Source organism: Campylobacter rectus (genome assembly GCF_004803795.1).
Lineage (GTDB): Bacteria > Campylobacterota > Campylobacteria > Campylobacterales > Campylobacteraceae > Campylobacter_A > Campylobacter_A rectus.
Genome location: NZ_CP012543.1, coordinates 734,094 through 747,400 on the forward strand (window position 1 = coordinate 734,094; position 13,307 = coordinate 747,400).

12 protein-coding genes are annotated in these 13,307 nt (G+C 47.4%); 10 read left to right on the forward strand and 2 right to left on the reverse strand.

All coding sequences use genetic code 11. The features are described from left to right. The first annotated feature begins 683 nt into the window (after positions 1–683). On the forward strand, positions 684–1,691 hold the full coding sequence (locus tag CRECT_RS03545; protein WP_004320768.1) for an ABC transporter substrate-binding protein: 1,008 nt from the start codon (positions 684–686) through the stop codon (positions 1,689–1,691). A gap of 184 nt (positions 1,692–1,875) precedes the next feature. On the opposite strand, the gene CRECT_RS03550 is transcribed toward CRECT_RS03545, so the two are convergent. After that, a complete protein-coding gene (locus CRECT_RS03550) occupies positions 1,876–2,295 on the reverse strand; it encodes a TOBE domain-containing protein (protein WP_004320755.1) in 420 nt (139 codons plus the stop codon). A gap of 465 nt (positions 2,296–2,760) precedes the next feature. On the opposite strand from CRECT_RS03550, the gene fdhD reads away from it, so the two are divergent. The 4 genes from fdhD to CRECT_RS03570 all read left to right on the forward strand — a co-directional run bounded on the left by fdhD (position 2,761) and on the right by CRECT_RS03570 (position 6,401). Continuing rightward, positions 2,761–3,543, forward strand: a complete 783-nt coding sequence (gene fdhD, locus CRECT_RS03555; protein WP_004320752.1) for a formate dehydrogenase accessory sulfurtransferase FdhD — start codon at positions 2,761–2,763, stop codon at positions 3,541–3,543. Continuing rightward, positions 3,536–4,303, forward strand: coding sequence for a winged helix-turn-helix domain-containing protein (locus tag CRECT_RS03560; RefSeq protein ID WP_004320772.1), 768 nt, complete (start codon positions 3,536–3,538; stop codon positions 4,301–4,303). Before fdhD ends, CRECT_RS03560 begins: the two co-directional genes overlap by 8 nt. Positions 4,304–4,330: 27 nt before the next feature. Beyond that, positions 4,331–4,519 (forward strand): hypothetical protein, encoded by a 189-nt coding sequence (locus CRECT_RS03565; RefSeq protein WP_004320751.1) that lies wholly within the window; start codon positions 4,331–4,333, stop codon positions 4,517–4,519. 556 nt (positions 4,520–5,075) lie between these two features. Continuing rightward, complete coding sequence (locus CRECT_RS03570) at positions 5,076–6,401, forward strand: aminotransferase class V-fold PLP-dependent enzyme (RefSeq protein WP_004320775.1); 1,326 nt, start codon at positions 5,076–5,078, stop codon at positions 6,399–6,401. Between the two features lie 226 nt (positions 6,402–6,627). Here CRECT_RS03570 and tupA read toward each other — a convergent pair whose 3' ends face one another. Then, complete coding sequence (tupA, locus tag CRECT_RS03575; RefSeq protein ID WP_004320749.1) at positions 6,628–7,446, reverse strand: tungstate ABC transporter substrate-binding protein TupA; 819 nt, start codon at positions 7,444–7,446, stop codon at positions 6,628–6,630. A gap of 73 nt (positions 7,447–7,519) precedes the next feature. Here tupA and tupB point away from each other — a divergent pair, with 73 nt between their 5' ends. The 5 genes from tupB (at position 7,520) to CRECT_RS03605 (ending at position 13,306) form a co-directional block, all read left to right on the forward strand. Beyond that, positions 7,520–8,212 (forward strand): tungstate ABC transporter permease TupB, encoded by a 693-nt coding sequence (tupB, locus tag CRECT_RS03580; protein ID WP_004320757.1) that lies wholly within the window; start codon positions 7,520–7,522, stop codon positions 8,210–8,212. Positions 8,213–8,306: 94 nt separating this feature from the next. Continuing rightward, positions 8,307–9,260 (forward strand): tungstate ABC transporter ATP-binding protein TupC, encoded by a 954-nt coding sequence (gene tupC / locus CRECT_RS03585; RefSeq protein ID WP_004320766.1) that lies wholly within the window; start codon positions 8,307–8,309, stop codon positions 9,258–9,260. 300 nt (positions 9,261–9,560) lie between these two features. Then, positions 9,561–10,286, forward strand: a complete 726-nt coding sequence (locus CRECT_RS03590) for a TorD/DmsD family molecular chaperone (RefSeq protein WP_004320756.1) — start codon at positions 9,561–9,563, stop codon at positions 10,284–10,286. Beyond that, positions 10,273–10,449 (forward strand): twin-arginine translocation signal domain-containing protein, encoded by a 177-nt coding sequence (locus CRECT_RS03595; RefSeq protein ID WP_004320754.1) that lies wholly within the window; start codon positions 10,273–10,275, stop codon positions 10,447–10,449. The genes CRECT_RS03590 and CRECT_RS03595 overlap by 14 nt, the downstream gene beginning before the upstream one ends. A gap of 46 nt (positions 10,450–10,495) precedes the next feature. Next, complete coding sequence (locus CRECT_RS03605) at positions 10,496–13,306, forward strand: formate dehydrogenase subunit alpha (protein WP_227932340.1); 2,811 nt, start codon at positions 10,496–10,498, stop codon at positions 13,304–13,306. Position 13,307 lies beyond the last annotated feature (1 nt).

A 13,307-nucleotide genomic window follows, 5' to 3' on the forward strand; every position in this document is an offset into this window, starting at 1 on the left:
TCTTTTTAAAAAATGGCTCGTCTCGCGAGCGCTTTTAAATGATTTCGTAAATTTCGCCCTGCGATAGGCTATATGCCTTATCTTGGGACGAAATTTACTTCAAAACATTTAAAATCATCTCGCGATACTTCGCCTTATCGTTTTGCGTTCAAATTTGAAGGCGAATTTGCAAATTTTATACGTTGAGATACACATCTTGAAAACGTTAAATTTGACGAGATTAAATTTGCAAATTTAGGCGTGATAGGGCCAATAAATTTAAACTTGCGCGCAGCAACCTCTAACGTGCAGTGGGGTAGGTGGGGGTTTCTGCTTCGCAAGCTCGCAGCTGCAAGCAGACGGGGGCGGGTCTGCTTCTGGCAGTTGCGAGTGCGTAGCACGACGCAAAGGAAGGCGACGCTCTACTTTAGCTTCACTACGTTCGCTACCGTCGCCCTACGGGTTTGAGACCGCTTCGCTCGTAGCTGTAAACAGAGCGTAAGTAGGTCTGCTCTGCTTCGCATTCTGCTCGCAGCTTTTCAAGAAGCAGTTACGAGCCGCAGGCGAAGTAAAGCTCCTTTTACCCCCAAGAAAGGAATTTCAAAAGATGGAATTTGCCGAGTAGTCGTTTTGTGCGAGTAAAATTTTAAAATTTCATAAAGCGCTAAAATTTACGATAAATTTAGAAAAACAAAGGAGCGAAAATGTTTAAAAAAATTCTATTTTTGGCCGCGATGGCGGTTATTTTGCAGGCTAGGGTCGTGCTTGATAGCGACGGCAAGGAGGTTCAGGTTCCGGATGTCATAGAGCGAGCTACGCCGATGATCGGGGCGTTCGTGCAGGTTAGCGCGATGCTGGGTAACGAAGATCGTATCATCTCAGGCGCGACGAGGCTGCCGCCGTTGATGGAGAAAATTTTCCCAAAAATCCGCACGAGCGGCAATCAAAGCGGTATACTGGGTAGCAGCGTCGAGACTCTCATCGCCTCAAAAACGCAGGTGGTGTTCGGTCCCGTGGGGATGATGTTTGACGAAAACGCCAAAAAGCAGCTAGAGGCCGCAAGCATCGCGGTCGTGAAGGTTGATAAGATGTCAAACGTGAAGGAGATTCAGGATAGCTTTAGCAAGATCGCGCAGATCTGGGGCGGGCAGAGCGTGCAGCGCGCAAAAGAATTTAACGCGTATTTCGACGAAAACGTGAAATTCGCAAGCGAACGCACGGCAAAGATCGAGCCTAAAAAGCGCGTTTTGGTGCTAAATTTCAACTCCGGAAATTTTAGTACCATCAGCAGCTCGGACATCGGCGCGGAGTATATAAAAATCGCCGGCGGGATAAATTTGAGCTCAGAGATCAGCAAAGAGGATTTTAAAATTTCAAAGGCGCTAAACGAAGAGCAAGTTATCATTTTTAACCCAGATGTGATAATCACAAACTCGCGTTCCAGCAAGGAGCAAATCGCTAAAAATCCGTCATTTACGCAGTTAAAAGCGGTACGGCAGGGGCAAATTTTCGTCGTGCCTAGCGGCGTGTATCTATGGAGTGTGCGCAGCGCCGAAGGCGCGCTATATCCGTTGTGGCTGGCAAAAGTCCTATATCCTGAAAATTTTACCGAGTTAAATTTAGAAGACGAGGTAAAGAAATTTTATCTCAAATTTTACCGCTACGAACTAAGCGATGAAGAGCTGAGAGGGATACTAAATCCCGGGCTTTAACGCCTTTACGAGTGATAGCTTGCGTTTGCAGATGCCAAACGTGCTTGTGACGCGGATAGCGGATTAAATTACGGCTTTAACTTTTTGCTTTAGTTAAAAGAGTCGTTTCGCCAAGTATGCCTTCAAATAAGCAAAAATAGACAAAGCCCGCCAGCTAAAAGAGCAAGCAGGCTTACTTATCAAATCACGCCCCGACGATGATTTGAGTAGCTTTGATGATAGCCGTTACTTCATCGCCTGCTTTTAAAGATAGGTTTTTAGCGGATTCGTTGGTAACGATAGCGCTTAGCTTATCTCCGCCGGCTATCTCTATATCTACTTCAGCGTTTACCGCACCTTCTACTACTCTTACCACCTTACCTTTTAGTTGGTTGGTAGCGCTTAACTTTAGTTTGTCTTCGCCCTTGGCTACTATGATAGAAGAAGCTTTAAATAGATAAACCACCTTCTTACCTACCGCTAACTCCAAAGCCTTTTGGCTATCTACGGTTACGGTCGCTTTTACCGTCTCTCCGCCTTGTAGCTTTGCTACGATGAGCGAATTTACCGCTCCTTCTCTTACCTCCGTGATTTGAGCTTGTAGTTGATTTCTTGCGCTAAACATTGCGTCTCCTTGTAAATAAATTTGATTTCGTATTAAAATCTTGACGAAATAGTAACGACTTAAACTTCGGCGAAACTTAAAATGAATATATGCAAAAATTTAACTTTATCACTGAAAACGCATACATTAACGATTATCGGAATTTTAGGTATTTTGATAAATGAAGTAGAAAAATTTAATTTCGTAATTTTGAATTTGGGGTAGATGGGTTTTGGGTTAAATTTGAAAAGGGGTGGGAGGGAATGTAAAATTTGATGAGGTATGCCTGCGTAATATTATAGCGACAGCCCAAAAAACTATCTTTAAGATATATGCTAAATTTGCATATATAAATCATCATAAAATACCGATTAAAACGTGGTAAAAAGCATTTAAGTTTTTGCTTGATTTAAGCAAGAATTCACTACAATCAAATCTTAAATTTAGATTTTCAAGCTATCATTTTGCAAAAATTTAAGGAAAATCATGCAACCGATTTTTACGACGCAAATCATCAAATTTAAAGGCGCGCAAAAAAGCGCCGTTGATGATATTTTGGTGCGCGAGATCAAGCTTGAGATCTACATAAACGGCAAGCGTTTCGGCGCGCTGATGGCGACTCCGACCGATCAGGAGGCGCTGGCTGCGGGCTATCTCATCAGTGAAAATTTGATCGCAAGCCCTGCGGATATCGAGAGCATAGAGCTCTCAGACGACGCTTTAAGCGTGCTGGTAAAGGCTAAAATCAACGAAAAACGCCTCGAGCAGTTTGACGAGGAAAAGGTGATAATCAGCGGCTGCGGACGCAGCTCTACGGCAAATATCGACCCTGAGGCTATGGCGGCGCGCGCTATAAAGGCCGAGGTCAAATTTAACAAAGACGAAATTTTGCGCCAGATGGGGCAGTTTTACACGCAGTGCGAGCTTTATGAGATGACGGGCTGCGTGCACACGGCCAAGCTTTTCGTGAGCGGCGAGCAGTTTTATATCGGCGAGGATATCGCTCAGCACAACACGATAGATAAAGCCGTCGGCAAAGCTATACTAGCCGGCGCGCAGCTGCAAAATTCGTTTTTGATGGTGAGCGGCAGGCTAAGCTCTGAAATGGTCGCAAAAGCCGTCATGCACGGCATCCCCGTGCTCGTCTCGCGCACGGCTCCGACTAGCCTCGGCGTCGTGATAGCGCGTAAATTTAACCTCACGCTGTGCGGCTTCGCGCGCGGCGAAAACATAAACGTATATAGCGGCGCGGAGAGAATCTATGAGTGAGCAAATCCAGGGACTCATCGCAAAACTGTTAAATCCAAAGGGTAGGCTAGACTGCGGAGCGGCGTTTAAGATCGCCTCAAAGCTAGGCGTTCCGGTCGGCGAGGTTAGCGACGAAGCCGAAAAAATGGGCGTAAAGATCGACAACTGCGAGCTAGGGCAGTTTGGCGGGCTGGAAAACGGACGTGGCAAATACACCGTGATGACGCAGCTAAAACAGATGACCGACGAAAAGGGCAGAATACTGTGTAAAGACGCTAGAGACGCAGCTGCAGGCGTGGGACTAAAGACCATCCGCGGGGCGCTAAAAGACTATAAAATCGACGTAAAATACTGCCAGCTGGGGTGTTTTAAGGAGAAGAAAGGAAAAAAGATGAGAGTAAAAACCAAAACCTGGATAGAAAACGACGAGGGCGAGCTGATCTTCGGTAAGGGCAAAACCGAAGTCCTAGACGTCATCGCCGAGGTCGGCTCGATCTCAAAGGCCGCCGAAATCCTAGGTATGAACTATAAAAAATGCTGGAATCATCTGCAAATTTTGCAAAAAAATCTAAAAGAGGAGCTCTTTACCACCAAACAAGGCGGCGGCGAGAACGCCGGCACGACGCTAAACGAGCGCGCGCATGAGCTCATAAACGCCTATAGGCAGCTACAAAACGACATCGAGGACTTTGCCGATAAGCGCTTTAAGGAGCTGTTTTTGAAAAAAGACGGCGAGAAAAAGGACTCGGCCAAAGACGACGCAAACGATAAAAAGAAATAAAACCACATCAAATTTAAGGGAGAAAAAATGTACGTAAAACTAAACGATAGGGTCTATCTAAACAAAGACAAGATCACTAGGATAAAGGTAGATAGCGTCCAAGACGGTATCAGGATTCGCTTCTACGAGGGGCAAAATCAGGTCGCTAAAAGCGGACGCTTCGAGAGCGAAGCAAAAGCTATCGAGTGGCTAGAGAAAAATTTTATAAATAAATAAAAATTTCTACCTCTCGCAAAGGGTCGCGAGCCTCTGCGGCTAGCGTCTCTTTGTCTTAAAAACTCGCAACGAACGTTAAATTTGCCGCTTGGCGGTTAAAATTCTACTTTTTAAATTTAGCGCTTAAATTTCCTCCGCAGCGAAGTCGCCGCAAGCAAATATCCGCGCAGAAAATCAAAAATCGCTTTTAAAATTTCCGTTTTTGTTTTGTAAATTTTAAGCTCGCAAACGACGCGAGTAAATTTGACCGATAAATCAAAACGTGTCCTCATCGTTGCTCAAATTTGACTGCGCCTCAAGGCTAAATTTATCTATTTTCCGCGCCAAATTTAGGGCAAAATTTAGCCGTAAATTTTAAAATCAGCCTACAAATTTGCCGCCAAATTTTACGCGCAAATATCTTTTAAATTTGAGTAAATCGCCGCGCGGCAAGTTTTATACAGCTAAGCGCAAATTTAAAATAATAGCCCGCAAAATTAGCTTCAAATTTCCCAAAAAAAGCCCTAAATTTGCGAAAATTTACTATAATTACCGCATCAAATTTAAAGAGTAAAAAATGGCAAATTTAGACGAAATAAGAAAAAATATCATACTAAAACCTGGCGTGCATTATTTTGATTTCGCGGCTTCGGGGCTTGCTTATGAGCCCGTAGAGCGCGAGATAGGCGAAATTTTAAAAACCTACGCCAACACCCACTCCGACAGTAGTTCGAGCGCCATCATCACGCAGCGTCGCTACGAGGGCGCGCGCGCGAGCCTAAAAAAGCTGCTGGGACTTGACGAGCGGTTTTATCTCATCGCTTGCGGACAGGGCGCGACGGCCGCGATCAAGAAATTTCAGGAGCTGCTTGGCATCTATCTACCGCCTGCGACCAGAAGCGCGATCGGCGAGGCAAATTTACGCGCCGCGCAGCTTCCGCTCGTGCTCGTTTCGCCATACGAACACCATTCAAACGAGCTTAGCTTTCGCGAGGGGCTTTGCGACTACCTGCGCGTGCCGCTTAGCGAGGGCGGCGAGATCGATCTGATTGCGCTTGAGCGCATCCTAAAGCTTAACGCAACACGCCGTATCATCGGCTCGTTTAGCGCCGCCTCAAACGTCACGGGCGTCATTAGCGACTATAAAAAGATTAGCGAGCTAATCAGAGCCGCAGGCGGTATCGTGGCCTTTGACTGCGCGGCGCTTAGCTCGCACGCGAATTTAGATTGCGACTACTTTGACGCGATTTTCCTCTCGCCGCATAAGCTACTCGGAGGACCTGCTAGCTGCGGGCTTTTGGCGATCAAAAAGGAGCTGCTTAGCGGTGACGTGCCGACATTTGCCGCGGGCGGAACGGTCGCCTACGCTAACCGCGAAGGACACGTATTTTTGAAAAATCCCGAGCAGCTAGAGGAGGGCGGTACGCCGCCTATCACCGGGCTCATGCGAGCAAATTTGGCCTACGCGCTGCGAAACGAGGTCGGTTTTGAGAGGATAAAAAGTGCCGAGGACGAGCTAGCGCGGCTTTTTGAGAGCGAGCTAGCGGGCATTGACGAGATCATAAACTACGCTCCAAAGGGCGTGCCGCGGCTGCCGATAATTTCCTTTAACGTGCGCGGCGTCTCGGCGTATGATTTCGCCGCGAGCCTTAGCAACGACTTTGGCATCCAGACGCGCGCCGGCGTGATGTGCGCGGGTCCGTACGCTCACGATCTGCTGGGTATCAAGGAGGGGCGCATGCCAGAAAGCAAGCCTGGCTTCGTGCGCGTGAGCCTGCACTACACGCACACCGAGCAGGACGTGTACTATCTCGTGAACGCGATAAAATCCTGCATCAAAAAGCACCGCGAGCTTTGGGGTGAGGAAAAGGCGATGTATGAGATGTTTGGCGGGAAAATTTAAATTTGAGCTGGTTAAATTTGGCTCGTGAAAAGGTCAAATTCGAGCAAATCAAAAATACGCGGTCAAATTTGAAATTTTACGCCGTAAAGATACGGGTTTGGGCGGTCAAATTTGATTAAATTTAAAAAATAAAAAGAGTAAATTTAAGAAAAAAACGGGCGCAAAGCGCGCCCGAATCACGCAAATTTAAGCCATAAATTCGACCCAAATTTGCGCGTAAATAAAATTAGTTCTTGCGAGTATTCGCGTCAGGCGTAAAAAGCGGCTTATCTAGCAGCTTAAAGTCGCCGATAAATTTCTGACCCTCTTCGCTCGTCGCCCACTCGATAAATTTGTTTGCGTTTTCGATGTCGGCCTTAGCGCAGTGCTTCGGATTTACCGCGATTAGCGAGTAGAAGTTCTTTAGGTCGTTGTCGCCCTCGTTGATGATAACCATCTCAGGCACGCCTTTTTTGGTGTCCTCGTACTTGATGTAGGTGCCGCGGTCGGTGAACGTCACGCCCTTTTGCTCGGCTGCCGCGTTGATAGTAGCTAGCATGCCTTGGCCGGTTTGCATGTACCAGCCGTCTTTTTCAGGTACTTCGCCGTTGATTTTCTTCCAGATACCTTTTTCTTTGTTGTCGGTACCTGATTTATCGCCGCGAGAGAAAAATTTGATATTCTCTTTTTTGATCAGCTCAAAGCTCTCTTTTATGTCTTTGCCTTTAAATTTATCCGCGATCGATTTATCGGCGATGACGACGAAGTCATTGTACATTACGGCTTTTCTCTCGACGCCAAAGCCCTTTTCTACGAATTCTTTCTCAACTTTTGGCGAATGCACGAAAAGTATGTCCGCATCGCAGTTTTCGCCTAGTTTTAAAGCCGCTCCAGTGCCTACCGCCGTCCATTTGATATCGACGCCGGTTTTTGCCTTATACGCAGGATAGATCGCGTCTAGCAGCCCCGTGTTATCGGTGCTGGTCGTGGTTGCCATGATGAGTTCGCTATCGCCCGCAAACGCCAAAACGCTCGCAACTAGCGAGCCTAATATTACTTTTTTCATTTTTCTCCTTTTTTAAAAAGTATGCTATTATAGCACATTAAACTAACCTTAGAAATATGCGGAGAAAGAATATTTGGATTTTTTACTAAACGGATTTTTGGAGGCCTTTAGGCTGCTCTTTAGCGGCGACGAGGAGACGTATTCGGCGATCAGGGCGACGCTTTACACTTCGAGCGTTTCGATATTTTTTGCGATTTTAGTCGGCTTTCCGCTTGGATTTACGCTGGGATTTTACGACTTTAGAGGGCGCAGGGCGCTTAGGCTGCTTAGCGATACGGCGCTTGCGATGCCGACTGTTGCGATCGGGCTTATTTTATACGCGTTTATCACGCGAAACGGCCCGTTTGGCGAGTTTGGACTACTTTTTACTCTAAAGGCCGTTATGCTCGGGCAGTTCGTGCTGGCTCTGCCTATCATCATCTCGCTAAGCGCCAGCGTCGTGGAAAATATGGACAAAAAGCACTATCTAACCATCCTAAATTTACGCCTGAGCGCGCCTAGGCTCGTTAGCTGCGTGCTTTACGAGCTAAGATACGCTTTGATGGTGGTCGTAGCGACGGCGTACGGGCGCATCGTGGCCGAGGTCGGCGTTGCGATGATGATCGGCGGAAATATCAAATACTTCACCCGCACGATCACGACCGCGGTGTCGCTGGAGACGAACAAAGGCGAGTTTGCTATGGGTATCGCGCTGGCTTTGGTGCTTATCTTTATCGCGTTTGCCGTAAATTTGGCGATACATGCGCTAAAAAGGCTTGATAGATGAAATTTGATAAATTTAAAAAATTTATGCTCGCAAAAAGCTGGCTAGGCGCGTCAAATTTGAGCCTTTTGTTTAAATTTAACGAGAAAGGCGCGCAGTGATAAACGTTAGAGATTTACGCCTAAACTACGGCGCGAGCGAGATTTTAAACATCCCGCGCCTTGATATCGACGTTAGCAAAATCACCGCGCTAACGGGTAGCAACGGCAGCGGCAAAAGCACGCTAATGCGAGTGATGTCGTTTTTACAAAAGCCAACTAGCGGCGAGGTGCGGCTGTGGGGAAGCAGCGCGCCTAGTCTAAATTTGCTGCGCGATGTTAGCGTTTTGCTACCAGAACCCGCGCTTTTAAAACGCTCCGTGAGGGAAAATTTTAGAGCCGTTTTAAAAAGCCGCGGAGTACTGGGAGAATTTGACGAGCGAGCGAGCGAGGCGTTAAATTTGGTCGGGCTTGACGAGAGCTTTTTAAACAAGCGCCACTTTGAGCTTAGCTCGGGACAGACGCAGCGCGTTAGCTTTGCGTTAAATTTGGCGCTTAGATCGCGGCTTTATCTACTCGACGAGCCGACAAACAGCGTAGATGTGGGTACCTCAAAGCTTTTCGGCAAAGCGGTGCTTTATATGCGGCAAAGATACGGCTGCGGCTTTGTGATCGCTAGCCACGACGACAAATGGCTAAGCGCGGTCGCCGAAGAAAACGTCTTTTTGCACAAGGGTCGCGTGTGCGAATTCGAGTACAAAAATATATTTGACGCGCGGGACGGGGTTTTAAAATTTGACGAAAATGCGAGCGTAAATTTGCCGCAAAATTTACGTAACGCCGTAAAGATCGCCGTAAATCCAAGCAAAATAACGCTAAGCAAAACGCCGATAGAAGGCTACTTGGGCGGCATCTTGCACTCGGTTTCGCTCTATCTTGGCAAAGATCTTTTGGTAAAAATCAAAATCGGCGACTTTTTGATAAAAACTCTGGCGCCCAATTCGCAAAAATTTAATATCGGCGAGAGTATTTATTTTAAATTTGACGAAGGAGCGTTTTTGGGGCTTGAATGAGCCTCAAATTTTGCAAATTTCGCTCCTGATTTTAAATTTAGGCTCGTTTAACGCCCGTTAAAATAGCCGAGTTAAAAGTAAATATCAAAATGTGGCGCAAATGCGAGATATATGCGTAAATTTCATATTTCTTTTACCCCCTAAAATTCGCTACAAGTAATATGCAATTAAGGCATATTTAAGCGTATATTAATTTTTTTAATTTATTTTTTTTTAAGTATAAGAAATAAGCCAAAAAGTAGTATAGTTTCACAATCGAGAAAAATCTCAAAAAATAGACGAAAATGATAAAGGAAGGCGATGACTAGCAAGGGCGAATTTGCGGCGGGACGCGGGCTTTACTACTCGCTATTTTCGCGTTTTTTCGTTTTTAGCCAAGACGCCGATAGATTTAGCGGCGTAAATGCGATGCTAGGCCTTGCCTCTGCGCACGCTCTAAACGAAGAATCGGCCGCCGCGATAATGCGCATACAGGCAAGATTCGACGAGAAAAATCCGCAAAATTTAGCGGATGAATTCGATGAAATTTTCCACGCTCCGCCAAGTCCGCTTAGAAACTCGCTGTCGTACTACGACGAGGGCTACGAGGTTGGACACGCCTGCGCGAAAGTGCGTAAAATTTTAGCCCGCACAGACCTTAGACGCGACGAGGCAAAATTTAAAGAAAACGAAGACAACGTGGGTTTCGTGTTTGCGCTGATGAGCGAATTTATCGCGCGCGAGGGCGAGCGTGAGCTATACGGCGAGCTTGAGGAGCAGCTTTTTAAAGAGATCATAAATCCAAACATCGACGAGTTTATAGAGGGCCTTTTTAATCACGAAAGCAGCGAAATTTACAAAGACGTCGCGGTATTGTTGCAAGGATTTATCGAGTTTGAACGCGTGGTTTTAAGCGCGCCGCGTCCTATAAATCAAGGCGAAAATAAAAAGACTTTGGACGGAGTTTCAAGATCTGAGGCCATAAGAAGGCAAAAAAACCGAGTGAGAAAGCTAAAAGCTATGGAGGAAGAAAATGCAAAAAAATAGGCGAGAATTTCTAAAAAAAGCCGGCATCGCGGGAGCGGTAGCGGCTACGGCCGGAGCCATAACGGTTACGGCGTCAAACTTAAAATACGGCAAAAGCAAAAAGACCGAAGTGCTATACAAAAGAAGCAAAAGCTGGGATCTATACTACGAACAAGCGAAATAATAAAATTTAAGAAAGGATAAATATGTCTGAGGCAAATTTACGTCTTATGCCCCACTCAAACGCAGTCGGGCGAAGATCGTTTTTAAAAATGGCCGCGCTAGCGGGCGTAGCGAGCGGTATGAGCGGACTGCATGCCAGCGGCGTAACCAGAAGCGCGACTCAAGAAGAGAGGGCAAATCCGTTTCCAAACTCTAAAATCGTAAAAACCGTTTGCTCGGTTTGCTCCGTGGGATGCGGAGTGCTAGCCGAGGTAGAAAACGGCGTTTGGGTACGCCAAGAAGTAGCCCAAGATCACCCGGTAAGCGCTGGTGGCCACTGCTGTAAGGGCAGCGACGTCATCGATATGGTGCGCTCTCACTGCCGCGTGAAATATCCGATGAAAAAGGTGGGCGGCAAGTGGAAACGCATCAGTTACAAAGATGCGCTTGACGAGATCGGCGCCAAACTAAAAGCATATCGCGAGAAAAATCCCGAGCAAGTGATGTTTCTAGGCTCTGCAAAAGACAGCAACGAGCAAAGCTACTACATCAGCAAATTTACCGCGATGTTCGGGACGAACAACCTAGATCACCAAGCTAGAATTTGACATAGCGCAACAGTCGCCGGTGTGGCGAATACGTGGGGTTATGGAGCTATGACGAACCACCTTGGAGATATCCAAAACGCGAAGTCTATCTTTATAATCGGCTCAAATCCGGCCGTAAACCACCCGGTAGGATTTAGACATTTTCTAAAAGCGAAGGAAAATAACGGCGCGAAGCTGATCGTGGTCGATCCAAGATACACGAGAACTGCGGCAAAGGCCGATTATTTCGCTCAAATTCGCCCAGGCACGGACATACCTTTTATTTACGGTATGATAAATTTGATCTTTGAAAACGGCTGGGAAGATAAGAAATTTATAGATGACCGCACGTACGGTATCGACGAGATCCGCAAAGAGGCCGCAAAATGGACGCCCGAAGCGGTCGAAGATGTGACGGGAGTACCGGCTACGACGCTAAAAGAGATAACCGAAGTTTATGCTAAAAACCGCCCGGGATCGGTCGTCTGGGCGATGGGTCTAACTCAGCACACCATAGGTAGCTCAAACACTCGTATCGCTCCGATCTTGCAACTAGTGCTAGGAAATATGGGCGTAAGCGGCGGCGGCTGTAACATCCTGCGCGGTCACGACAACGTCCAAGGCGCCAGTGATATGGCAAACGCGCCCGATAGCTTGCCCGGATACTATCCTAAAAACGAAGCTACGTGGAAATATTTCGCCAAAATGTGGCAGGTGGATTACGAGTGGCTGCAAGGAAATTTCGTAAAACCTGAATGGATGTTTAAGCCGGGATTTACGCTAGCTCGTTGGTGGGCGGGCGTGCTTGACGGCAAAAACGGCAATGACCCGGTTGAAAACGCAGGAGATAGCCTAAAAGCGCTAATCGTCATCGGTAACGGTATCACCTCGACAGCGCAACAAGTAAAAGTGCAAGAGGGCCTTGACGGCCTTGAGCTTTTGGTGCTGCTTGATCCTTTCGTAAATGACGCGGGCGTAATAACGAACAAAAAAGACGACGTATATCTACTACCTGCTGCGACGCAGTTTGAGGGATGCGGCACGGTCGTAGCCACAAACCGCAGCGGCCAGTGGAGAAGCCAGGTGGTAGAGCCGCTTTTTGAAAGTATGCCCGATCACGAAATTTTATTTGAGCTTGCAAAGAGAATAGGCTTTTACGACGAGCTAACTCGCACGATCAGAGACTCCGAGGGCAAGATCGAGTGGCCTGAAGCAGCTACTCGCGAGATCGCTAGCATCGTAAAAAGCATCGGTCTAACTGGCTGGACTCCGGAGCGTCTAAAACGCCATCAGGCTAACTGGGATAAATTTGACGAAAAAACGCTAATGGGCAAAGAGGGCACCGAGGTAGCGGGCGAATACTACGGCTTGCCGTGGCCTTGCTGGACGGAAAAGCACCCTGGTAGTCCAAATTTATACGATATAAATAGGCCGGTAATGCAAGGCGGTATGGGCTTTAGAAACCGCTTCGGCCTAGAGCATAACGGCGTAAATCAGCTAGCGGGCGACGGTAGCGCGCCTGTAGGCGGAGCGCAAAGCGGCGGATATCCGGAGATCAAAAAAGATAACATCGAAAAGATACTGGGCATCACGCTAACAGACGAAGAGCGCGAAAAAATGGGCGCAACGTGGGCGACCGACGGTAGCGGCATAATCGCCGAAAAATGTATGGAAAAAGGCATCGCTCCGTACGGCAACGCAAGAGCCAGAGCGGTAGTTTGGACCTTCGTCGATCAGATACCGCAGCACAGAGAGCCGCTACATACGCCTCGCCAAGACCTTGCGCAGAAGTATCCGAGCTTTGAGGATAAGCCGAATCACTACCGCGTATTTACGAAATACAAGAGCCTGCAGTTAAGTAAGGACTTCTCGAAAGAATTCCCGATAAACCTAGTCACCGCTCGTCTCGTAAATTTTAGCGGCGCGGGTATGGAGACGCGCGCTAGTATGTATCTATCGCGTATCACGCCTGAGATGTTTGCGGATATCCACCCGGAGCTTGCGGCTAAACACGGCATTAAAGACTGGGATTTCGTATGGATTCATTCACCTGAAGGCACGAAAATCAAGGTGCGCGCTAGAATCGTACCGTCGGTCAAGCCCGATATGATTTTCTTGCCGTTTCACTGGGCGGGACACATGCAGGGCGTCGATATGACGGGCAATTTCCCTGACGGCACGAAGCCTTATGCGGTAGGCGAGAGCGCAAATACCGTCACCAACTACGGCTACGATATAGTCACTCAAATCCCGGAAACAAAAGGCGGTCTATGCCGCATAGAAAAGGCGTAAA